We start from the raw sequence: 22,550 nt of genomic DNA on the forward strand, positions 1-22,550 counted from the left end.
CGAACGACATCCTGGCGATGGACAACGGGCGGCGTCTGGCGCTGGTCCTGTTTAGCGCCGCCTGCCACCGCCCCTGCCGCCGCCAAAACCTCCACCAAATCCGGAGGCGCGCGAGCCGCTCCCCCTTTGCAGGCTCGAATTCGCGCGATTGACGTCTCGCTGTACGGCGGTGCCGCCACCGCCCACGCCCTGGAAGCCACTGTCGCGCCCGGCGCCCGCGTCACGACCGCGATAGCCACCGCGCCCATCCGCGCCGGCCATGCTGCGGCCGTATTTCTCGCGGGTGGCATTGTCTCGATAGGCTACCCCCTGACGGTGACTCGGATCGTGCTGCCAGCGTCCGCCTTCGCTCCTTCGAGCGTCGAAGTTACGGTCGATATTGGTGGCTCTGTGATGGTCGACATAGACGTCGCCGCCGTTCCAGTTGCAATTGCCGAAAATCGCGGCGGCCGCGACGAGGCCGACGCCAAAGCCGAAGGCGGCGCCGGGATAGTAGCCCGGATAGGGTGGCCAGTAGTAGTACGGATAGGCCGGGTAGCCCCACCCGCCGTAGACCACGGCTGGATCATAGACTGGCACATAGATCACAGTCGGATTCGCAGGCTCGATGCGCACGATAGTTTGCGCCCCGGCCTCGCTGCCGGCAGGCGCTTCGACAATCACGGTCTGCTGCGCGTTTGACTCAAGATGGCCAGATTCCTTCGCACGCTGACGTAACCGCTGCACCGCATCAAGCACGTCTTTGCGCTGGGCCAGAAAAGCGTCGCCGAGTTTCTGGGTCCAGTCGAGCTTGTCATTCATCGGCTCAAGGATCTGCGGAAACGCGACCAACGATTTCACGCTCACGTCCCACGTCTGGTTCTGCACAGCCTTGATAGCGGCTTCGCCTTTGAGATCCGGATTTGCCTTGACCCAGCGTGCGGCGAGGGCAACCTCCATCGGATAGGTGGACGCCATCAGAACCTGGGCGAGAAGAGCGTCAGGATACAGCGCGATCGGCGCGACCATCGCCTCGATCTCCTCGGCCTTGTACGGTGCCGGTGCGTTTTGGGCTTGAGCGCCGCTCTCTGGTGCGGGTAGCGCGGCGGTCGGCGCCCCAGTCGTCGGGACAGCCGTCGGCGTCCCGGCGGTCTGGCATCCGGCAAGCGCAAGCAGGGCGCAGCACGACACTGCATAGGTCCGGCGCGTCATGGTGACACCTTCCTCCAGCCGTGGGCCGGATCAAAGGTTGTCGCAGCTGCCGCCTTCGCCGCGGTATTCGGGCCAAGGTCGCGCTCATAGACCTGGCCGGTGTAGTTAGCGATGAAACTCATCACCCCGGTTTCCCCGTAGTGGGCTGGCCATGCCATGACGGCGAAGCCGGCGAACAGCTTGCCGTCGAGAACATAATTCATCGCGCCGCCATGGGCGTTAGGTCCTTGCGCGGTGAGGAGCTTGTAGTGATAGCCGTAGTAGCCATGCTTGCTCTCATTGTGCGTGTCGGCGCCTTCGAACGCCGGTCCAAGCGGGCTCTGGGATTCTCCGGGACCGGTTGGCCAATAGAGACCATCGTGCTTCCCGGGGGAACTCGACAGCTTGCTCGCATAGACCATCGTCGTGTCGCCGTCGTGGGTGGTCTCGGCGTACTCGTCCTCGGCGTCGCAGATCGCCTGCAGGGTCTGGATGACGGCAAGCTCGTTGCGTCCGATGCGGCGCAGGCGCATTTCGTTGGCGCCAGCCAGTGTGTCGAACTGCCAGCCACCGGCCGACTTGACGAGCGGAACGGGCAAGGTCCAGCCATCGTCGCCCACCGCGATGAACGCGTGGCTGTGCGATTTGTGGATCGTGTGAGCCACGCCCCAGGCTTTGATGAACTTGTCCCGCGCCTCGTCGCCGACCGGCGGGATGATGTCGCGGAAGTCGGCGCCCAGCATGTTTTTCATCGCCGGCTCGTCGTTGTCCAGAACCGCCTGGCCAAAGGCCATCATCGCCGCATCGGGAGTCTTGAAGTGCTCGCGCGCAAGCGCGCCCGTCTGCGCGAGCGCGAACAGGCACGCGAATGCGACGCCGACGCACATTCGTCTGGAAAATTCGTGTTGCCAGAATTTCATGCCGACGTCTCCCTGTCGTTCACCTGTGCGGCGCGGGGATCGCTTCCTCTGGACGCATGTCGCGTAGGCGACGTAGCCGTTGCAATCAATGTCCGAACCGGGTGCGTCAGTTCCAGAGTAAGCCCGGCACGCGCCAGCGGCTATCGGACCTTGGTCCAATGTTCCCCGGTGCAAGTGACGCGCAGCCGGCAGGAGCAGGGATGCGTCACCGCAACGCCTTCGATGGGGGCGACATATCTGAGCGCAAAGCAATGCCGCGATCTGGTAACAAACACGGAAGTGGGATGCGGACCGCCCGAGACTCGAAGGTGCCGGGACCTGAACTAGTTCCTCGGGGCGGGGATCGCTGGAGCTTCAAACTGATCGCATATGGCGAGCATGAACGCCTCGGTCGACGGATATCCATGTTCGCGCAACGAGTTCGCTGTGGCTTTGGGTGATTCGCGCACTAGCTGGGAATGAATGTCGCAACAACGCTGTACCGCTCCGGCGCTACTGTGTATCCGACGCCGCGGTCGTTGCGCGACGCACGTCCAGCGCTCCGGAAAGCGGCCCAACGGCCCGGGTGCTGAGCAATCGGACAAAGGTCCGATATCGCCGCCGAGCCCCTGCCCATATTCTGGAAGCCCGCCCCTTCGGTCGAGGTCGCGATGCATTTGATGTCCAACGGAACGACAGGCCTGGTCGCCGCCATGGCGGCGTTCATTTCATTTTCGATTTTGCGCATCCGGTTAGCGGCAGTTGCGCAGCGCGAGCCTGTCCCGCAACACACAGCGCGTATGCCCGGCAGGGACCGCCGCGCGCGTGCTCGCGGAGAACGTCAATGAGAACAGGGGACAACTCCGAAATCGTTGAAAGTCACGAGGCCATCCGCCGAAGGGCCTTCGAACTGGCCGACAGCGGCATGCTCGAAGGCTGGGAAGCTGTCCGGCGGACGCTTCGTGCGTGCTTTGATATCGAAAACGTGGAACATGTTCTTGGCAGCCATTTCTGCCGGCTGGACCTGGATTTGCGTTGCCGGGCTCGCCGCGTGAGCGGCACGCGCGCTCACGTGGGGCCAGGGCGGTCGGAGGACCGCGGTGGCATCGATCACGAAGCGCATCCGGCTCGCGGTGTTGCGCCCGCGACAGCCGGTTCGTCGACGGGCCAACTGCGACGGCGCCGTGAGCGCGCAGGGGGGCGCCCGGCACGCTCGCCGGGTCTGGCTGGCGACATCGCCACGTTGCTGGGTGATGGCCGCGAATTCACCGCGATCGAGCTGGCGCAGCAGCTCGGCGCTGCTACACGGGACGTCCAGCGAGCACTGCGGGCAATGCTGGATGGTGGCGAAGTGCGCGTCGCACGGCGCGCGCCGCGCACCGCTGGCGGACGCACCGCACGGATCTTTGCGCGTAACCCCCATGACGCGGCGGACCGGAACACGGCCAGCGGCGCCGCATCGGGCTGGCAGAGGGCGGATCCCGTCGTTCTGCGCGCCATGGACGCGCTTGCCCGTCACGAGTGAGGTCTATCCTCGCGCTGAGAGGAGCGCAGGGTAGGTACACGCCGGATGGCCGGCAGGCGGCCCGCAAGGTCGATTGTGGGCCGACGTACATAGCGGCGGTCAAATTTGGTATTCCCAGCCTCGCCAGGTGGCAATCTGGAAATCCGGTCTCCCAAAGCTGTCGGGCGAAGGCGCCATTGACCAGACCAAAGTGGGAATCGCACGGGGAGTGCAGGCATGGACTGGAATCGCTGGTACAGCTTGAAAAGCTACGTGAGGTCCTCGCTATGGACCGTGCCACTCATTGCCGTTGCGATCTATGCCGTGGTGAAGCCTCTGACCGAAATGCTGGGAAGGTGGATGATCCGGCAAGGAATCCTCGATCCCAAGACGGGTTTTTTCGGGCTGTCGATGACAGGTGCGCGGTCGTTGCTCGCAGACATCGTCTCCGCAGACCTGGCGTTTCTGGTCTTCACGTTCGGTTCACTGCTCGTCGCCATCCAGGTTGCCGGCGGGCAATACACGCCTCGGATCATCGCGACGACGCTGTTGCGCGACAACATCATCCGTGGCATTTCGGGGTTGTTCGTTTTCGCCTTGCTGTTCGCTAATAGAACGGCGGGCTGGATGGGCGAGGATGAGGTCCACCAGCTTCAGGTTTTCATTGCAGCGCTACTCGGATTCGCTTCAGTCGTCGCGTTTCTTTTCCTGATCGACTACGCCGCGAAATTTCTGCGGCCTGTGAGTCTCGTGGCTCGCGTAGGAGAGCGAGGGCTCGCGGTGATCGACAGCGTCTATCCTGCGCCATCCAGCGGTGTAATGACCGCGCGGGATCGTGACAAGCAGCGAGTCACGCCGGATCGCGTCGTTTCTCTGCAGGGCAAGTCCGGCATCGTTCTGGCCGTGAACATGAAGATGCTCGTGGCCGAAGCGCGGCGCGCCAGCATGATCATCGAGTTCGCACCGCAAGTCGGGGATTTCGTTGCGGTGGATGAACCGCTGTTTTATCTGTACGGGAACACGGGTGCAATCAACGAGACCCGGTTGCGCACACTTGTTGCCTTTGGCACGGAACGCACGATGGAGCAGGACCCCATGTTCGCATTTCGCATCCTGGTCGATATTGCGCTGAAGGCGCTGTCGGCGGCCATCAACGATCCGACCACGGCTGTACTTGCCATCGACCAGTTGCACCGGCTTTTGCGCATGGTGGGAAAACGCTCGCTGCGCATCGAAGAAATTGCGGACAGGTCGGGGCAGGTACGCATGATCCTGCGGACGCCAAACTGGGAAGATTTCGTGCATATCAGCTTTCGCGAGATACGACAGTGCGGAGCAGGCAGCATCCAGATTGCACGGCGTCTGCGCGCGGCGATTGAGAATCTCATCCAGAGTCTGCCGGAGCATCGTCATGACGCGTTGTACATCGAGCTGGCCCTGCTCGATCGCGCGATCACGTCGAAGCAGGAGTTTCCCGAAGACGTCGCGCTGGCACGCATTCCCGACTCGCAGGGGCTCGGTGGTTCGGCAACCTCGATAGCGAACAGCTAGCCGTTTCGGAGGCAAACGATGCGCAAACTCATACTGGGTATTGTTGAATTTCGCGAGAAAATGTTGCCCCAATACGCCGAGCAGTTCAGCAAACTGGCGCTCTCGCAGACACCCGATGCGCTCTTTATTACGTGCTCGGACAGCCGGGTTGTGCCAGACCTGCTAGCCTCAACCCATCCGGGCGACCTGTTTACGATGCGCAATGTCGGCAACCTGATACCGCCGGCAACTGCGGAGGGGGTCTCTACCGGTGACCTTTCAGAGGCAAGCGCAATCGAGTACGCTGTGCTGGTGTTGAAGGTCGCGAATATCGTCGTGTGTGGGCATTCAGAGTGCGGTGCGATGAAAGCCGTGCAAACACGCAGCGCGAAGCTGAAAGCGCCTAACCTCGACAAATGGCTGTACCACGCCAGCAACGCAGCGTTTCGCCTCGAACAGGAAGGCCCACTCGATGGCACGTTGAAACCGCACGATCAACTGTCTCAACTCAACGTGCTTGTGCAGCTTGAACATTTGATGACGTACCCGATCGTTCGTCAGCAGGTTAGCGCCGGAGCGCTGGTATTGAGCGGGTGGTGGTTCGACATTGCGACCGGCGACATGTATGCCTATGAGCGCACGACCCGCTCCTTCGAAGTCATCGACCGCGCGATGGCGGAGCGGATGGTCGCGCGCCTTGCCACACGGGCGCGCTGAAGGGACGCTGGCTTCCTGTACACGATGGCCTCGTTTCCATGGGCCAGTCGGCGTCGGGCGCAGTTGTTGCACGATCCCGTTGTGCCAGCAGCACAGAGTTGTCACAAGCCGGATGTCCCGCCCTGGCGCGGCATGTCCGACCCGGATTTTGACGAACGCTTAAGTGAGCATGGACAATCTTCTTACTCTCGCTACGGATCCGGCTGCATGGGCCGCTCTTGTGACACTCGTCACCATGGAAGTGGTGCTCGGGATCGACAACCTCGTCTTCATTTCCATCGTCAGCAACAAGCTGCCACCCGCGCAGCGCTACAAGGCACAGCGGATTGGCATCGGGCTCGCCCTCGTGCTGCGTCTTGGTTTGCTCGGCACGGTGGCGTGGATCACGCGCTTGACCCAGCCCGCGCTGTCACTGTTTGGTCATGCGTTTTCGTGGCGTGACCTCGTTCTGATTAGCGGCGGCCTCTTTCTCGTCTGGAAGGCGACGACAGAGATTCACCACAACGTCATGAGCGATGGGGACGAGTCTTCGGATAACACTGGGGCGGCCGCGCACACTGTGCTGACACCTCAGGCAGCGATTGGCCAGATTCTGCTGCTTGACCTGGTGTTCTCCATCGACAGCATCGTAACCGCCGTGGGTATGACCAGCCATTTGGCGATCATGTACATTGCTGTCATCGCAGCGGTTGTCGCGATGTTAGTCGCGGCGGCTCCGCTATCACGATTTATCGAACAGAATCCCACCATTGTCATGCTGGCGCTGAGCTTTCTCCTGGTGATCGGGATGACACTCATCGCGGAGGGCTTCGGCTCTCACGTGCCGAAAGGCTACATCTACGCTGCGATGGCATTTTCGGGCTTCGTCGAAGGCATGAACATGCTCGCCCGGCGCGCTCGAATGCGCAGGCGTCTCCGGCAGACTGTCTAGTAGGGGAGGCACATGCGGAGAACGGGACCCGACGTTTAAATGTCCTGGAAACTGAGCCCATGTCGAACGGCCGTTTGTGGCCGACCACAGTCACGTTGCCGTAAAGCATCTTGGTCTTCTGGGTTCTCGATTATCTCGCCAACTATCTCGAACGGCCGCTTTTGGCGGCTGTGACGATCCGCTAGTTAGCCAATTACACTGCCACCTGCGCCATGCACTTCACACTCGTCGCCTTGTACCTTTGCGTCTAGCTTCTGGGCTAACTGCAACATCTTTTCTAGAATCGCGCCATGAGGATTCTTGACTACCACATTACCTCGCCTGAAATCGAACCACGCCATGTTTCCACCTACACCTGTTCCTGCGTAGGCAGTCCACACAGCCAACCCCTCGCTATCTACACGCAGAATACTGCCGTCGCCAACAACAGCACTCGCGTACCCATCGAGACGCATATCAGGATCGGACAAAACAAGTGCCCTCCACTCATTGATATCAATTTTTGGTCCGCTTTCGTCGAACCAATTTTGCCTGCGAGTGATGTGGACGTCGTATCCCATAGTCTTCCTTCCAGGCAGCGGAGAATCGTTCCGACCACAATTGTCAACGATTCAGGTCATCACGTCGAACGTCTCTTCATGGCCGACCTCTGCCTGATGCGGTTGCCCGAAATCGACCCTGAAGAGACGTTCGCGATCGCGGAAAGCGGACACTCGACGGTCTGATTGAGCTACCGCTAGCGCCTCCTGTTTAGCGCGTACAGTTCCTTTATCAACTGGTACGTGATACCGCCGAATACTGTTACGTAGAGCGGCATTCCGGCCAGAGCCGGTCTCCAACCAGCTCCGTGGTGAATTGAGATGGCGAGAGCGACAAGCACCATCCCGACGGCACCCGAATAGGCTACAACGGCACGCTTATATAAGCGTCTGCGGGCGAGTTTCGTTTCCTGTGACATGCTTCCCCTCTGGATTTTCGCGACTATGGAGACCGAGGCACCCATGTCGAATTCGTTCCTCGTTGTCGGCAATCTATCGGGATAACTCGATCGACCGTGAACGGTCGCTATCCCACTCGGAGATTGCCCCGTCCAGTACGAGGACTTGCTCCGCGGAGTAGCCCGCAATATTGAAGCGCGATGCCTGTAATCTGCGCATGGGGGACCTTTACGGTCTGGCCCGATGATCCGTGAATTCATATTCGGCCATGCAGTCGGCAGAAGGGTCTCGCTCAACAGCCGAAACATGAACGGTATCGCTGTCTGAGAAAGTGTAGGTGTACACGTCGGGGATGGGGACGCCCTCCGTGGTAAGTGAAATCTTGTTGTCATTTGTTTCCCACTGGCCCCGCTCCTCATTCAAAAATTGAGTCCTTTCAGGATTTTTGTAGAACGCAACTTCGAATTTTCCATCAGACGATCTTTTCACGGTCCACGCCATATAGGAACACTTGCCATCCTTGTCCCTCTCCCCCTGCCACGTGCCAACCAAACGATCATCGAGAGCCGAGGCGAGATTAGATACAGAGAGAAGAACTGCAACAAGTAATAGATTTCTAGTTACTATTTTCATAGTAATCGATAAGAGTTATAACGCTCAACCAGATACGTTGGATACCCCGTCCGTATCCAAACATAGAGCTCCGCACCGGCTCTACGGCAGCTTGCCGTGAAACTTGAGAAATCGACTGGAGTCTGTTTTCGGATTGTCGTGATCGTCGGGACTTCCGTCCGAGCCGGATTGTCGACGATGTAGCTACCAGCGTCGAATGTCCGGTAGTGGCCGACCGCTGCCTAATGCGGTTGCCCCGAATCGACCCGGAGCGGACTTATGGCATGACCGAAAGCGGCCAGTCAAATTGATTGACCCCTTAAAATTCGTCCATTAGACTGAGATCCCTTTTGTGTTACCAACAAAAGGGGACCTCATGCTCAGCCTCGCTACGCTCGGACTCTTTTCGGGTGCCTGTCTCGCCCTTACCATGATGCCCGGTCCGGACATGCTGCTAATAGCGTCCCGAAGCGTTAGTCAGGGACGATCTGCCGGCTTTGCATCGCTTGCCGGAATTCTGGTGGGAACGTACTGCCACGCGATGGCGGCAGCGTTTGGTTTGTCCCAGTTGTTTCTCGCTGTTCCCATTGCTTACGACGTAGTCCGATTCGCTGGCGCGACCTACCTACTCTATCTTGCGTGGAAGACCTTTCGAACGTCCCCGATCCCGATTGCACCGGCTGGAAGCGAAGTTTATTTTCCCGTTGGAAAGATCTTCAGGCAAGGGCTGTTAACCAATCTGCTCAATCCGAAGATGGCGTTGTTCGTCCTTGCGCTGTTTCCCCAATTTGTGCGTCCGCAAGATGGGGCAGTGGCCTTTCAGATCTTGACGCTCGCGACAGTGCTTAACTTCGTCGGTCTGATCGTGAATGGCGTCGTCATACTTTCCGCAAGTCAACTTAGCCAGCGGTGGGCTGGCCGACGCCGTCAGTCGCGTGTCCCTCAATATCTGCTTGCGTCAGTTTTCGCAGGATTGGCAGCGAGACTTGCTGTCGCCAGCCGCAATTGAACACAGGAAGGGAGCGCGGTATCGGGAAAAGTTGTCGCCGATCTAGGCGGCGCGATTGGATGTCCCAAACTGGCCGGACAGCGTCTGACCACCGCCCGGCCGAGTCGGTCACACGTCGGTCTGCTCCGCCATCTTGGAGAGTTTTCCCGGGCGCCATTTCGTACGCTCCTGCAACGCGCAAAGTGCTTTAGTGCGCGGCAGAGAGCTTAGGAACTCTGCTGGCTCTCCGTCGATTGCCCTTGAAAGCATTGTCGCCGACCTGTTCGTGACCGTGGGTGTATGCCGATGGATGATATCAGCCGCATGACCGCAATACGGGTCGCCACTGACGCTTGAATGTCTGAGCAGGGTTCGCGGCGACCGTCTCATAATGGCCGCACTGCGTCTCACGATCGAGCACGCGACTCGTTCCAGAGCCGTGTCTCATGCAACAGGCATAACCCGACCCTCAAGGGACAGTCACCTTACCGGTAAGCGGACGCTGGTCGCTCAGTTCGAGTCTTCCAATGCCCCAACAGTTGCGCCGTAGATATCGAGATCCAGCTGAATATGTCGCGCCCCTAACGCTGAGAGCGACGCGGAAGAAATCGACTCGCCGTCGTTCCACTGATCCATGAAGAGACCGCAAAAGAGATCGATCTTGTACCGTGCGGCAATCGATTTCCACACCTCGATATCGCCAGTTACTGCGGCCATAAGCCAGGTGATCTGTGCGTTCAGGTTACCCGGTTGCCGTGTGGGAGCCTTCAACGACCAGCTTCCAAATGCAGCGATGCGCGTACGCCCGCTCTTGCCAACTAGTTCGTCACCCTTCGATTGACAGTCTGTGGGAATGCAGCAGAGCAGACGTGTAATTTCGTCTGGGTTGAGATCGTCACCGATTATTCGGAGCGATACCATTGTCTTTCGAAGATGGCCCATTTTCCCCTCGTAGCGGGTAGCGCTGCCGTAGGCTCTCTACCCTCAGGTGTCTTGCGGCGTGTTAGTCGGACGCGTTGTGGCGCTCATTGTCGACGATTCGCACGGGGCCGTCGACTGACCGCTTCGTGGCCGCACCCTGCCGGACGTTGGCCGGACGCTTTCATCGGAAGTGACTAGCCGTTTACTCCCTAGCACTTGGCCGCAACCATAGCTCCGATTTCACGGTCAATGTATCCCTCAAGCCAGTTCCTCGGATCGCCCAGATAGCTGTATTCAAGTTGGGGATATTGATCGGCGTACTTCCGGGTCAAGGGATCCTTGAACCACACATTCACGTTTGGCATTGGCCAAGAGCTGCTGATTTCCACAAGGACGTTTCCCGTCGAAATTTCGGCGTCGAGTATCTCGCGAAGAGGGCCGGTGAGCCGAGGTAAAATAGTCGTAAGGTCGTATTCGTAGATCACAGAGTCAGAGGACTGGATGTCAGACTGGGCTTTCATTGTCGGCGATTTACGGGGCACCGTCGAATGCCCGGTAGTGGCCGACCAGAGCCCGACGACCGAGCGCGCGGATGGCCTCCGGTGTGCGTTCGATGCAACAGGCATAAGCCACCCACAAGCGACCTTCAGATTTGCCGAAAGCTGCCGTTCACACAGCGTATAGGTCGCTCCGACCAGCAAGATCAGTCGGGGCGAAAACTCAACACCCAAAGCGCTGCGGCGACTATGACTTGTCTTGGAGTGTAAGTGAACACAATCGTAAAGCGCTTCCTGTTAGCGCTGATCACCTTGATGGCTTGCGTTTGCGGTGGCGTTGCGCTGGCAGAAACGTCATCTGACCAGTCCTTTTCGCCTGATCCAAAAATCCAGAAGATCGCGGAAGCCTGTTCGCTAGATGCTGTCGACTTCTCCGCGAAACAGTTTGGAATAAAACTCGACTTGTCGGACGCGAGTATTGCAAATGTCGAAAAGGCCCTGGCGCAAATGAGCTCCTCGTACGCCAGCACGAGTCCTAAGCCGACGGACGAACAAGTCATGGCATTTGCGAAAGGCTATGGAAGCTACGTTGGAGAAGTCTATCGCCGCAATCATGGTGGCGAATGGGGTATGGTTACCGTTGGTGGAAGCCGATACCCCGGCGTGCGGACCACATCAGGTTCCAGTTTCTGGCCATGGGGACGAGTATTCAATCGGATCACAAAGGGGGCGGAGGACAACGTCTCCGACTACTACGCGGCCCTTTTGCAACGGTAGCGGGTGGCGCATCCATTCAAATTGGCCTCGACAGCCTATCCTTGGTGGCGGCCCATCGAGGCCGAACCTCTCCTAGATATGAGGATGTCAACGATTTAGGGCACGACGTCGAACGTCCGAAAGTGGCCGACTACTGCCTGATGCGAGTGGCCGTGGCCCGGCACTGCGATTGACGTTCCCATGCGTCGACACCTGCACAACGCAGGTGCGAAGGCTGTGCCGCGTCTAGCGCGCGGAGGGGGAGAGTGAGCGAATGTCCCCCAGCGAGCGTCCTGTTTCGTTATTTCTTACCCTTAAGGGTGAACGGGGCGAGGAGCGACTGAATGTCGACCTGTTGCCCCTGGAGCAAAAGCAGGCGGGCGTGGAGCACCGTGTTTTCGAGGACAAGCTTCGCGGTGCTGAGCAGATACATCGCCTGGAGGTCCGAATCCGTCATCGCCGTTTCCACCACGTGGTGCCGCTCCACCAGCGAACTCATGACAAGGCGTCGTAGCTCGTGCTCTCCGAACGGTAGGTCCGCGTAGTCGATTGGGTCTTCTGCCTCGACTTCGCACAGCATCTCAACAAGCGCTTCGGTGCTCACTTCCATGTGCCAGCCCCTTGACGCTGGTCAGACTGTTCACGAAGTGTTTCCAGACTAACGTTTTCCGCGTGGAACGTCCAACGTTCTCTGCTATGCAGCAGCCTCTATACCTGCGAGTACCCCGGGGAAGTGAAGTTGCGCTGCACCTCAGCGCTAGCCGTGCGTGTCGACCTACGCTTTTGTCCAGGCTATTCCAGCGTCCTGCGCTTCCCCCTACGAATCAAACAGGTCCAGGACTCCGGAAGCAGATGAGTATGTTGCCCTGGATGATGGTCCCGCCACCCGCCTAGCGCTCTCGCGTCAGAAGCTCTGCGTGTTGCGAGAGGGCGTGACCCCACACGTGGTAGTCCTTACAAGTTTCTCGTTCCATCTTTCTATTGCCCGAAGACGGGAGCAGGTGCCTTTCTCACACTCATCTTAGCCAGAAGTACGTGCCGCCAGGCGCGCCGATGTCGAGAATGATTCCTGGGAGGACCGTGCCGGCTGTCCGCGCCCCTGTCGGTCGCTTTGTACCGTCTCTGGTTCATGGAATTTTCCCCCACGTAAATACAGTGGCCGGCGCGGCGACGGGCGTATGTGAATCACTGGCCGGACAAAGCTTTCGTTTTGGTTGCGCTGTTTAAGATTGATTTAAGCGACGCTACGTACTCTTCGAACCAATCCTTGAGAGGACAACTACTCCCGCACCCCAGACGGAAAGAGGTTGAGATGGTGTACGTGATTGCCGACCTGAAGACGGTCGAAGGCTACAGCCGCATCAAGGCTGATAGCGGCAAGGATGCGCAGGGAGAGTTTGCGGTCAGCAAGGGGGTTCTCAATCTGATGGAGTTCGCCTCCGCCCGGCCAACGTTCGTCAACGACTTGATTGCGGTACAACGGCAGTAAGGAGACTGACGTGACCATGACTTTGGGAGAGGCTATGGAGCATGCCGAGCTGTTGGAAGCCTACGGCGTCATTTCCAGGACGGCGCAGGCGCTGATTTTGATGACGCACGCGTACCGCAACGTCGTCGGGGCTGAGAAATACGAGTTGATTTTCGCGGAGGCAGGCTTGGCTCATCCGGACCTGCAGGGTAGATAGTCGCTCGGTGCGCACGACTAAAAATTCGGGCGTTAAGTGCGCGCTGTGCGACACGGCAGCGCGCTACCAATCGCCGTGGTCGCAATTCGTCCGCACGAGTACCTGGGTGAATAGAGCGTCGAAGCGGTGCGCGTTGCACAGCGCAAGTTCGGCAACAAGCCGCTGACAGGCGAGCAGGTGCGCTGGGGCTTCGAGCATCTGGATCTTGACGATGCGCGCCTCAAGCAACTCGGCGCACGCGGCCTCGTCCAGCCGCTCAAGTTGACCTGCTCGGACCACGAAGGCGGAGGCGCCGTGCGCTTCCAGCGATGGGACGGCCAGAAGTGGAACGTGATCAGCAACTGGGTGCGGGCCGACCGCGCGCTGCTGCGTCCGATCATCGAGAGGTCGGCCCTGTCGTACGCGAAGGAAAAGGGCATTACGCCGCGCGATTGCAGCAAGGACCTCTGACATGACGAGCCCCCCGATCCTGCAGGTCGATGTTTGGTTTGCGGCGCGATATTGCGGGTGAATGACTTGTCGCGGCCTGGTTCGCGACTTACCGGTCGAAGCGGACGTGCACGCGATCGCCTGTCCGTGCTTATCCCCGGCGATCAAGTGCTGAAAATGCTTCGCGTAGTAGTGCTTCCTAATCCGCAAAGCGCTGTTTATCGCGTGCGCGAAGTTTGCGCAGGTTTTCGATCTTCCAGCGTATCGCCGGCATGTCGCGCAAATGGTCGTAAGGCATCAGTGCCCAGTCCGGGTCCAGGCGCACGAGGGATAAAAGAAAATCGCGGTGGTTCGGGGACAGCGCACGCGGCATATCGCGATGAAGCTGCGCCTGGACGTCCTCAAGCTGGGCAAGGCTGACCTCGTCAACGGTCATTCCCACGAATCCCGCCTCGTATTCGTGCGCCAGAGAATGTGGCTGTGCAAACAACACTTCGTGAATCGGGCGGTTGTGGCCAGCGAGGTAGCCGACGAACGCAGTGACGCAGTCGTCACGCAGGCCGTAGGTCTCGTACATGTGCTGTACGTCGAAGATGTCGCGCGGATGCTGGCGGTCAAGTGCCGCCACGAGCTTGCTGCCGTACAGTTCTGCGTCGGCAAGCGTCGGTCGCTCAAAGTCGACGCGGAACATCTCCTGTACACGCGGCACAACCGGGCGCATGACGGTCGGAGTAAGGGTGCCGCGAAAGACATAGTTCACTTCCACCTTGACCTGGGTATCGGCGGAAGCGACTGTGAGCTTCACGTCATCGCCCCGGTTTTTGCCGCTCGCGCCGGCGACACTCACGTGATAGCCCTGCCGCTCGAGTGCCTGTTTTGCGCGCCCCAGCTCGGTGTTGATGATCACCAGTGCTTCAGCCCGGTCCGGAGCATGCGAACGCATGGCGACATCGATATCGACAGACAGGCGCGGCAGGTCCTGCACGAACATGTTGATCGCCGTTCCGCCCTTCATGGCGAAATGCGGCGTGTCGAAAACGTCGGGCGCAATCGCGAGCATGAGGCGCACGGTGTTGAGGTACTGGTCGTTCATTGGGTCATGGCTGGCGGGAAGGGAGCGTGTCAAGCCTTCAGGTTCAAGGCCGGCGTGCCCTTGCGGCTGCTGGTCCAGCGTTTGCCGGGACCCAGCCTGTCGACATGGCGCTGCAGATCCTTGCCCCAGGCAAACCCGCTGGATTCTCCAAGGTCACGCACCAGCTTGACGACCTTCACCCTCGTGCAATGGGAGAGCAGGGTATCCAGGACCTTCGGACGCAGGTTGCGCAATGAGGATGCGATATTCATTGCCTCTTCGAGCGACTGTCCTTTCGCAAGGCGCTTGCCGACATCGCTCGCGAGCTCGAGCAGCGCACGCTCGGGCTCGGCAACGAGTATTGAGGGATCCCGGTTGGGAAGCGATGAGATCGCAAAGCCTTCCGGCAGAGTGTCGTCGAACAGGCGCGTGGTCTGCAGTGTGTGGGACAGATGTTCGTTGACCCAGTCAGGCATTACGTAGGGACGCTCGGCCCAGAGCACGACACGCTCGCGAAAACTCATGTTGTGGCGCACACCCTGCCAGTCGAGCGCCGTCTTGCCGCCGACATGCAGGCCCGTCACATGCCGGCTTAGGTAGGCGAGCACGCCGTCGCGTGTAGGCGTGTCGCCCGTGAGAAGGTAGGCCCCTTTGGAAAGGCGTTGCAGCCAGCCGGCGCTCACGAGGTAGGTGGTCTGCTGGGCGCTGACGCCGCAGTCACGGAGCATCTGGGGATCGAGCGGCTGTCCGCGGGGGACGCTTTCCATGAGCCGCTGGAGGGATTTGCTGGCCATGCTGTCAGTGGGACATGATTTCTTCGCTATAACATGAAGAAATGAGTAGTTGCGAAGAATATATCATGAAATCGGCCCGGCGCTGAACGCTCGTGTCGACGACCCGGTTATGTAGCCAGTGTATTGGATGCCGGCGTAAAATACATGATTTATTCTTGTTTTCACCCATGAAATTTGTATTTAAGGTGAAAAAATCATGAACTCAACGTACGCGAGCCTGCTGCAGATCACGACAGATGTACGAGCGCAAAGGGTGATGAATGATCGCAACTAACAATCAACGATCTCACAGCCAACAAGCGCCTTCGGCGACATCCAAGGTCTGGCAACGTTTCCCGAGGGCGGATGTTCCCCAGCAGGGACGGGTTCCCGTGATCAGGTTCGGTGGCATGTGACGGTCGCCATTCGCGAGCTCATCGGAGAGGGTCGGCAGGGTGCTCCGAGCCTGAGGGCTTCTCCCGGTTCTCTTGACGAGTGATCTCTGTAATGTCGAGGATTCAACGGACGAACAGACTCCTGGGTCCCCAGCGAAGAACGCAGGGGGCAGATGACCAACGAACGGTGCCAGCCAGAACAGCGCAATGCGTCGAAGGCGAATCGGGCATCTCAACCCGTTGGAGTCAATCAGCTGCGCGTAAAGCAGACACTGAGTTTCCTCCTGAGGCGGAGTATGGCTGCGGCCATGCATGGTCTCGTGTAGCAGGCCGTTTCAATTCATAAAACGCGTTTATCTCTTCGCAACGAAGATCGATATCCTGACAGTCGCGGACGCAGTCGAGACGAAGACGCTACGGCACATAGCCCGGATCCCCTCACGCCGTTCGGCGCGCCCGCACGCGCGCCAGCGTGATGTTCTGCGGACTCCCTGCCCAGACCGCCAGCGCGGAATAATTGTCGGCGTGCGGCGCGCTGCCCGAATGGCGCATCGCCTCGTGCTCGATGAGCACGGCCCAGTCGTCGACGGTATGAACGACGCGCAGGCGATCTTCGAGAACATCCTCCGCGACGGATTGCCAGAGCCCATCGGTGCAGAGCAGGAAGACGTCACCGTCCTTGAGCGCATGCGGCGGGCTGATCGCAGGTGCAATCGGGCCGCGCATGCCAAGCGCCATATGCAGCCAGGCGGGATTGACGCCTTCGCTGGGCAAGCCAGCGTCAAGCAGTTGCTGCCGCACGCTGTGATCGCGCGTCTGTTCGATCAACGCGCCGCGTGCGAACCGGTAGAGCCGGCTGTCGCCGAGATGGACCCATTGCGCAACGTCGTGCCGCCGGTCGATCAAGAGCGCCACCACGGTCGCGCTCATGCGGCCGCGCTCGCGGTCTTGCTGCTGGATTGCGAGAATCGCCCCGTGCGCTTCCTCGATGCACGCGAACAAGGTCTGCGCGAGCGTGCGTCCCGTGTGCTGCGCCTGATGGAGGATGCGCTCGACAGCACAGCGTGAAGCAATCTCGCTGCCAGCATCGCTGGAGACACCATCGCTTACGACGAAGCAGGCGTAGTCATCCGTGATCGTGTAGCCAAGCGCATCCTGGTTGCTGTCCCGCGTCCCCGTGCGCGAAAACTGGGCGCAGGAGAGATTCATGTGTCGGCGTCACGCGCCGCGCGGCGTCGCGCGTGATAGCTCCTCACTTCGTCGTCGTACGCGCGCAGGAAGGCCCTGCCGAATACGGCGCTGAAGTCGTCCTCTACGGCGAGCATTGTCTCGTGGTGCATGCGCTCATAGCGGCCCCACAAGCGCACTTTGCGCAGCATCGGCAGGAACTGTTCGTAGCGGGTGGGCTCGTTGCGCTCGGCGAGACGCGCGGGCGAGAAGCGCTGCAACAGGTCGTTCAGGGCGGCGCGCATGCCCGCGACCATGGCGATCTGGTGTGCCTGCAGGTCGTGGAACGCGTCTTCCACGGCGCCGGGCGGCGCCATGAAGCCGGGGAATGGCAGGCCGAACATCTGCCTCAGCGCCGCACTGCCGTCGGGCAGCAACTTTAGCGGATTGTTCTCGCGGTCGAGCAGCACTGTCATGTCGGCCTTCACCTCGCGTTTGAGGATGCTGCGCGAGGAGAGCAACTCGACGGTGCCATTGGCGAATAACGCGAGCAGTTGCCCCGCGGTGTGCAACTGCTCGGTCGACCAGTCGCAGGTGGCCTTGTCGAGCCCTGCACCGCGCAGGAACGCGGAAAGGAGGGCGTCGGCCGAGTCGCGCTCGGTGGCGGCCGTATCCGCATCCGCTGAAGCAGTGCTGGCAGGGGACGACACGTTTGCGCTCTTTGCGGCGTCACTTTTGTCGTTCACAGCAGCCGGTCCTTGGGGCGCCGATCTTGGCACGCGCGGCAGTGGGTCGTGCTCACGCCCGGCATCTGCCTTCGCGAACGCGCTGGTGCGCAAAGGCAGATCCGCTGCACGCTCGATTGCGCTGCGTAGCGCGGTTTGTGCCGCCTGCGTCGTGACCGGCGGCGCAGGTGGCGAATCGCCGCGGCCTGCGCGCGTAAAAAGCGCGAGGGGATCGGTGGGGATGGGCGGCGTGTCGTTGAGCGCGGCTGCCTCCGTCCTTTGCCTCGCGCTCATTTGCCCGGCAGGCGCTGCGGCCACGTTTGCGGTCGTAGCGCCAGCGTTGCCGCCAACGCCCACCTGCGCGCGCAGCACATACGGGCCGATGCGGATCGCGTCGCCTGATTCGAGTGCATGCTCCTCGGTGTATTCGAGCGGCGTATCGTTGATCTCCACTACTGAAACGCTGCTTAGATTCTTCAGCACGCAGTGATCGCCGTCGATCTGCAGCAGCGCCTGCAACCTCGAGACCTGGCGCGTTTCGTCGGGCAGCACCATCTGGTTGTCGGCGTTGCGTCCGATCGTGCCGCCTGGCGGACGAAACTCCACGCTGGTTTCGGCGTGGACCGGTTCTCCTGCGTACTCGATGACGGTCAATTGCATGATGCAGACTGAATCACAAAAAGACGGATAAAAATGCGCGCAGCGCGGGACCGTCCATTAGGACGGTGCAACTTTGCGGCGCGCGGCGTCGAACGCGGGTCCCCAGATCGGGTGTCCCTTCTCCGCGGCGGACAGCTCGAAATGCGGATCGATCCGCAAGATCGCCTCGAACTCCGAGCGGCACTGCGCAACGCGGTTCGTCACGCAGTAGCTGAACGCCATTAGCTTGTGCGCGTCGATCTGCGTGGAGCGGTCGCCGTCGACGAAGGCGTTGCTGTTGCGCAGCAGCTGGATGGTGCGCGGGTAGTCGCCCGCGGCGTAGGAGTCCTGTGCGGCAGCAACGGCATTCGCGGCGGCGCGTTGCGCGGGCGAGAGGCTCGTGCACCCCCCCGCGGCGAGCAGCGTCCCGGCGAGAGCCAGTAAAAATGCGCCAGCGAGGGCGGCGCACGCGCGATTCGCGCGTAACAAGTTCCAGGTAAACGGCCAGGTCATGTGCGGCGATCCGGTATTTACTTCTTCATGCGAGCCATGAAAGTAACTTCTACGGCTCGTGAAATTTTTTATAGAGGTTGCATTCGGAGAGCGTTGCGATCGTGATTCGTACGAACTATAGTCTAGTCACCTGAATTTTCGTCATATGAATTATTACTCGTGAGACAAGGCCGGCGATAGATTAATTTAATTCCGCGAATATTCAAAAGGCATTGCCCCAATTCCGCTCTGTGGCGCGAAAAATTCGGGGCGACTGTTCCGGGAGCAGTGACTTCCAACCCCTATATCCAGGCATGAATACAGGGGCGTGGGACGTTTTTGCCTTTGCGTTGGCAATGTGAATTCGCGCTGATTCAGAGGGTTTGGACAGTATGTATGGAGTGCCAATTAAGCGCGTGCATAACCCGCGCGAAGGGATTTATTTTGCCCTTTTATTATTATGCGGATGCGCATCGACTGAGCGGGATTTGCCAGTCCCTTATGCCGTCACGTTTCAGGTGGCGGCTGACGTTAATCGCGATTCGCAAAACCGGCCGGCGCCCGTTGCATTGCAAACATTTCAACTTAAATCCGATAATAATTTCAGGAAGGCGGATTATTTCTCGCTCCAGAACAAGCCTGAAGACGCGCTGGGTGCGGAATTCGCGGGCACGGACCGGATCGTCCTGAGGCCCGGCGAGTCGCGCACGCTCCACTACACGGGTGGCGAGGCGGTGCGCAGTCTCGGCATCGTGGCGGGCTATCGCACCCTCGAAAAGCGCCGCTGGAAAATCACCGTGGTGCTGCCGCAGCCCGCCAGCACCAACCTGTTCAAGTTCTGGCAGGGCAAGCCCTCAGAAGCGCATTACGTGATCGCGGTGCAGGGCGACGGACTCGTCGCGACGCCGGCCAACGGTGACGCACGATGAACGACCGCATGAATCCTCCTGTCACGCCAGCCACGGGCAGTACCGGACTGCGCGATCGCGTCGTGTGGTCCGAGGGCATGTTCTTGCGGCCGCAACATTTCCAGCAGCTGGAGCGCTATTTCGAGCGCTATGTTCACTTGCGCTGCGCGCCGCTGCAGCGCTTTCTATGGGGCTTCGCATCGCTGCAGCTCGACGAGGAAGCGCTAGCGCTTGGCAAGGTGATGCTGCGCGCGGCCAGCGGCATCCTGCCGGACGGCACGCCCTTCGACTTCTCGCATCTCGACGAGGCGCCTGAGGCGCTGGAGGTGAGCGCCGACGTGCGCGATTCCACCGTCGTCCTCGCGCTGCCTGCATTGCGCAGCAGCAGTGCGCAGGTGACGTTCGGCGGCGGCGCGTGCACGCTTGCGCGCTACGTGGCTCATGAAGCCGAGATTGCCGATGTCAACGAGGTCCGTCTGGAGCCCGCGCTGGTTCAATTAGGACGACTGAAGCTCAAGCTCGCGCTAGCCGCCGAGGTGGATGACGACTGGCACGCAATGGGTGTGCTGCGTGTGGTGGAGCGGCGCGCCGACCGCCAGCTGGTCATCGATGAAACCTATATTCCGCCGTTGCTCGATGCGCACGCCCACCCGCAGCTCGCGGGCTACGTGCAGGAGCTCGACCGGCTGCTCGCGCAGCGCAGCGAGCTGCTCGCGGGCCGCCTCGCGCAGGCCGGGCGCGGCGGCGTCTCGGAGGTTGCCGACTTCCTGTTGCTGCAGCTCGTCAACCGTTACCTCGCGATCGCCTCGCACACGGCGCAAACGCCGGGAATCCACCCGGAGCTGCTGTTTCGCGACTGGCTCAAGCTGGCCGCCGACTTTGCCACTTTCACGGCGGCTTCGCGGCGGCCCGAGGTGCTGCCGGTGTATCAGCACGACGACCTGCGCGCGACCTTCGGCGCGCTTTTCGCCGAGCTGCGCCGCTCGCTTGCGACGGTGCTCGACCAGCACGCGGTGCAGATCGCACTGGAGGATGCGGGCAACGGCGTGCGGGTCGCCGTGATCGCCGACACTTCGCTGCTGCGCGATGCGGGCTTCGTGCTGGCCGTGCGCGCCGATATTCCCGCCGAGAGCGTACGTGCACGCTTTCCGTCCCAGATCAAGCTCGCCCCGGTGGACCGCATTCGGGATCTGGTGCAGTTGCAGTTGCCCGGCATCGCCGTGCGGCCGCTGCCGGTCGCGCCGCATCAGATTCCGTACCACGCGGGGCACAGCTACTTCGAGGTCGACAAGGGCGGCGATCTCTGGCGCCAGCTCGAACGCTCGGGGGGCCTCGCGCTTCATCTCGCGGGCGACTTTCCGGGCCTTGCGATGGAGTTCTGGGCGATCCGCGACGTGCGCGCAGCCGACGCGCGCGAGCGAGACAGACGATGAATCCCCTCAACGATCCCGTCTCCGCCGAACGCGCTTCCGGACGCTCGCCCTTCACGGCCTCGCGTTCCGGTTTCGGCCCGGCGCCTGGCGACGAGACGTGGCAGGCAGACGCGCCCCACGAGCAGGCGCACTGGTTCGCGCGCACGGCGGCTTCCGGCGATGGCGGCAATCCGCTCGTCGCCGCGGCCAACGCGCTGCTGAACCTGATCCCGCAGATACGCTACACCGTTCACCACCCGAACCCGGTCTGGCTGCGCGAGCATCTCGCCAACGAGATCCGCCAGTTCGAGCAGCGCGCGCGCGACGCGGGCGCCTCGCCGGAGCAGATCGGCGCGGCGCGTTATTGCCTGTGCACAGCGCTCGACGAAGCCGCGGCGCTCACGCCATGGGGCGGAACGGGCGACTGGTCGGCGAACAGCCTGCTCGTCGCGTTTCACAACGAGACGTGGGGCGGAGAAAAATTCTTCGAACTCCTCAATCGTTTGATGCAGCAGCCGCGCGAGCAGCTTAATCTGCTCGAATTGCTCTTTTACTGCCTCGTGCTTGGCTTCGAGGGGCGCTATCGCGTGATCGAGAACGGCCGCGCCCAGCTCGACGACCTGCGCCATACACTGGCGCGCACGATCCGCAGCGTACGCGGCGACTACGATGCGGCGCTTTCCACGCATTGGCGCGACGAGATCGCACGCGAGGACCCGCAGCGCTTCGCCGTGCCGTTCTGGGCCTGCGCCGCTCTGACCGTGCTGGTGGGCTTTGGCGTCTATGTCGGGCTCGATCTCGCGCTCGCTGGTCGCTCTGACAGGGCATTCGCGATGATCGGCCGGCTGCAGGTGCCGAGCGTGCGCCTCCAGGCGGCCGAGCCGCAGGCGGTGCGCCCCATACCTCCGCCGAGGCTTGCGGGCTTTCTCGCTCCCGAGATCGCCGAAGGTCTCGTCGAAGTGCGCGATCTCGCCGACCGCAGCGTGATCGTGCTGCGAGGCGACGGGCTCTTCGAGTCCGGTTCCGCCACCGTGATCGACCGTTACGAGCCGACGCTCGCGCGCGTCGCGGCGGCGCTCGCGCAGGTGCCCGGCGCAGCGGTCGTGGCCGGGTACACGGACAACGTGCCGGTGCACAGCGCACGCTTTCCGTCGAACTGGGACCTCTCGGTCGAGCGCGCGCAGGCCGTCGCAGGCATTCTTGCCGCGCGCCTTGGCGACAGCGCCCGCGTGCGCGCCGAAGGGCGCGGCGCCACCGATCCCGTTGCGCCCAACGACAACGCGGCGAACCGGGCGCGCAACCGGCGCGTCGAGATCACTTTGCTCGCCGCGCCGCCGAAACTCGCGTCGCCGGGCTCGGGAGACGCGCCGTGAGCCGCGTCACGAGTTCC

23 protein-coding genes are annotated in these 22,550 nt (G+C 61.0%); 12 read left to right on the forward strand and 11 right to left on the reverse strand.

Annotated features, from left to right (window positions below; translation table 11 throughout):
- Positions 1–51 precede the first annotated feature (51 nt).
- Both VSR72_RS23705 and VSR72_RS23710 read right to left on the reverse strand, forming a co-directional pair.
- On the reverse strand, positions 52–1,191 hold the full coding sequence (locus VSR72_RS23705; protein WP_342954770.1) for a DUF3300 domain-containing protein: 1,140 nt from the start codon (positions 1,189–1,191) through the stop codon (positions 52–54).
- Entirely contained in the window at positions 1,188–2,057 is an 870-nt protein-coding gene (locus VSR72_RS23710; RefSeq protein ID WP_342954838.1) for a DUF2950 domain-containing protein, read from the reverse strand. Before VSR72_RS23710 ends, VSR72_RS23705 begins: the two co-directional genes overlap by 4 nt.
- A gap of 856 nt (positions 2,058–2,913) precedes the next feature.
- Between VSR72_RS23710 and VSR72_RS23715 the strand changes: the two genes are divergently transcribed.
- From VSR72_RS23715 to VSR72_RS23730, 4 genes are all read left to right on the forward strand, one after another.
- Positions 2,914–3,594 carry a hypothetical protein gene (locus tag VSR72_RS23715; protein ID WP_342954771.1) on the forward strand — a complete coding sequence of 227 codons (681 nt, stop codon included), beginning with the start codon at positions 2,914–2,916 and terminating at the stop codon, positions 3,592–3,594.
- Positions 3,595–3,810: 216 nt separating this feature from the next.
- The gene (locus VSR72_RS23720) at positions 3,811–5,124 is read left to right on the forward strand and encodes a DUF2254 domain-containing protein (protein WP_342954772.1); all 1,314 of its coding nucleotides are present in this window, start codon (positions 3,811–3,813) and stop codon (positions 5,122–5,124) included.
- A gap of 18 nt (positions 5,125–5,142) precedes the next feature.
- Positions 5,143–5,820 (forward strand): carbonic anhydrase, encoded by a 678-nt coding sequence (locus VSR72_RS23725; protein WP_342954773.1) that lies wholly within the window; start codon positions 5,143–5,145, stop codon positions 5,818–5,820.
- A 169-nt stretch (positions 5,821–5,989) separates the two neighbouring features.
- Positions 5,990–6,751 carry a TerC family protein gene (locus VSR72_RS23730; RefSeq protein WP_342954839.1) on the forward strand — a complete coding sequence of 254 codons (762 nt, stop codon included), beginning with the start codon at positions 5,990–5,992 and terminating at the stop codon, positions 6,749–6,751.
- Between the two features lie 185 nt (positions 6,752–6,936).
- Here VSR72_RS23730 and VSR72_RS23735 read toward each other — a convergent pair whose 3' ends face one another.
- Positions 6,937–7,311: a hypothetical protein gene (locus tag VSR72_RS23735; RefSeq protein WP_342954774.1), complete on the reverse strand. Its 375-nt coding sequence runs from the start codon at positions 7,309–7,311 to the stop codon at positions 6,937–6,939.
- Between the two features lie 606 nt (positions 7,312–7,917).
- Positions 7,918–8,322 (reverse strand): lipocalin family protein, encoded by a 405-nt coding sequence (locus VSR72_RS23740; protein WP_342954775.1) that lies wholly within the window; start codon positions 8,320–8,322, stop codon positions 7,918–7,920.
- 355 nt (positions 8,323–8,677) lie between these two features.
- On the opposite strand from VSR72_RS23740, the gene VSR72_RS23745 reads away from it, so the two are divergent.
- A complete protein-coding gene (locus VSR72_RS23745) occupies positions 8,678–9,310 on the forward strand; it encodes a LysE family translocator (RefSeq protein ID WP_342954776.1) in 633 nt (210 codons plus the stop codon).
- Between the two features lie 489 nt (positions 9,311–9,799).
- Here VSR72_RS23745 and VSR72_RS23750 read toward each other — a convergent pair whose 3' ends face one another.
- Positions 9,800–10,231 carry a DUF4279 domain-containing protein gene (locus VSR72_RS23750; RefSeq protein WP_342954777.1) on the reverse strand — a complete coding sequence of 144 codons (432 nt, stop codon included), beginning with the start codon at positions 10,229–10,231 and terminating at the stop codon, positions 9,800–9,802.
- A 746-nt stretch (positions 10,232–10,977) separates the two neighbouring features.
- Here VSR72_RS23750 and VSR72_RS23755 point away from each other — a divergent pair.
- Entirely contained in the window at positions 10,978–11,484 is a 507-nt protein-coding gene (locus VSR72_RS23755) for a hypothetical protein (RefSeq protein ID WP_342954778.1), read from the forward strand.
- Between the two features lie 280 nt (positions 11,485–11,764).
- On the opposite strand, the gene VSR72_RS23760 is transcribed toward VSR72_RS23755, so the two are convergent.
- Positions 11,765–12,073, reverse strand: coding sequence for a hypothetical protein (locus tag VSR72_RS23760; protein ID WP_342954779.1), 309 nt, complete (start codon positions 12,071–12,073; stop codon positions 11,765–11,767).
- 702 nt (positions 12,074–12,775) lie between these two features.
- Between VSR72_RS23760 and VSR72_RS23765 the strand changes: the two genes are divergently transcribed.
- From VSR72_RS23765 to VSR72_RS23775, 3 genes are all read left to right on the forward strand, one after another.
- Positions 12,776–12,952, forward strand: a complete 177-nt coding sequence (locus VSR72_RS23765) for a hypothetical protein (RefSeq protein WP_342954780.1) — start codon at positions 12,776–12,778, stop codon at positions 12,950–12,952.
- Between the two features lie 16 nt (positions 12,953–12,968).
- Positions 12,969–13,148, forward strand: a complete 180-nt coding sequence (locus VSR72_RS23770) for a hypothetical protein (RefSeq protein WP_342954840.1) — start codon at positions 12,969–12,971, stop codon at positions 13,146–13,148.
- A 126-nt stretch (positions 13,149–13,274) separates the two neighbouring features.
- Positions 13,275–13,598 carry a hypothetical protein gene (locus tag VSR72_RS23775; RefSeq protein WP_342954781.1) on the forward strand — a complete coding sequence of 108 codons (324 nt, stop codon included), beginning with the start codon at positions 13,275–13,277 and terminating at the stop codon, positions 13,596–13,598.
- A gap of 178 nt (positions 13,599–13,776) precedes the next feature.
- Here the strand turns inward: VSR72_RS23775 and VSR72_RS23780 are convergent, their stop codons facing one another.
- The 5 genes from VSR72_RS23780 to VSR72_RS23800 all read right to left on the reverse strand — a co-directional run bounded on the left by VSR72_RS23780 (position 13,777) and on the right by VSR72_RS23800 (position 18,861).
- Complete coding sequence (locus tag VSR72_RS23780) at positions 13,777–14,670, reverse strand: nucleotidyl transferase AbiEii/AbiGii toxin family protein (protein WP_342954782.1); 894 nt, start codon at positions 14,668–14,670, stop codon at positions 13,777–13,779.
- A gap of 29 nt (positions 14,671–14,699) precedes the next feature.
- Entirely contained in the window at positions 14,700–15,443 is a 744-nt protein-coding gene (locus VSR72_RS23785) for a type IV toxin-antitoxin system AbiEi family antitoxin domain-containing protein (protein WP_342954783.1), read from the reverse strand.
- A gap of 812 nt (positions 15,444–16,255) precedes the next feature.
- On the reverse strand, positions 16,256–17,026 hold the full coding sequence (locus VSR72_RS23790) for a PP2C family serine/threonine-protein phosphatase (protein ID WP_342954784.1): 771 nt from the start codon (positions 17,024–17,026) through the stop codon (positions 16,256–16,258).
- Positions 17,023–18,369, reverse strand: coding sequence for a type VI secretion system-associated FHA domain protein TagH (tagH, locus tag VSR72_RS23795; RefSeq protein ID WP_342954785.1), 1,347 nt, complete (start codon positions 18,367–18,369; stop codon positions 17,023–17,025). The genes VSR72_RS23790 and tagH overlap by 4 nt, the downstream gene beginning before the upstream one ends.
- 57 nt (positions 18,370–18,426) lie before the next feature.
- On the reverse strand, positions 18,427–18,861 hold the full coding sequence (locus tag VSR72_RS23800; protein WP_342954786.1) for a TssQ family T6SS-associated lipoprotein: 435 nt from the start codon (positions 18,859–18,861) through the stop codon (positions 18,427–18,429).
- 395 nt (positions 18,862–19,256) lie between these two features.
- Here VSR72_RS23800 and tssJ point away from each other — a divergent pair, with 395 nt between their 5' ends.
- From tssJ to VSR72_RS23815, 3 genes are read left to right on the forward strand one after another with little or no spacing between them, the layout of a single operon-like run.
- Positions 19,257–19,769: a type VI secretion system lipoprotein TssJ gene (tssJ, locus tag VSR72_RS23805; RefSeq protein WP_342954787.1), complete on the forward strand. Its 513-nt coding sequence runs from the start codon at positions 19,257–19,259 to the stop codon at positions 19,767–19,769.
- Between the two features lie 8 nt (positions 19,770–19,777).
- Positions 19,778–21,181, forward strand: a complete 1,404-nt coding sequence (gene tssK, locus VSR72_RS23810) for a type VI secretion system baseplate subunit TssK (RefSeq protein WP_342954841.1) — start codon at positions 19,778–19,780, stop codon at positions 21,179–21,181.
- On the forward strand, positions 21,178–22,533 hold the full coding sequence (locus VSR72_RS23815) for a DotU family type VI secretion system protein (protein ID WP_342954788.1): 1,356 nt from the start codon (positions 21,178–21,180) through the stop codon (positions 22,531–22,533). Before tssK ends, VSR72_RS23815 begins: the two co-directional genes overlap by 4 nt.
- Positions 22,534–22,550: the final 17 nt, after the last annotated feature.

This window comes from Paraburkholderia sp. JHI869 (assembly GCF_038900775.1).
GTDB lineage: Bacteria > Pseudomonadota > Gammaproteobacteria > Burkholderiales > Burkholderiaceae > Paraburkholderia.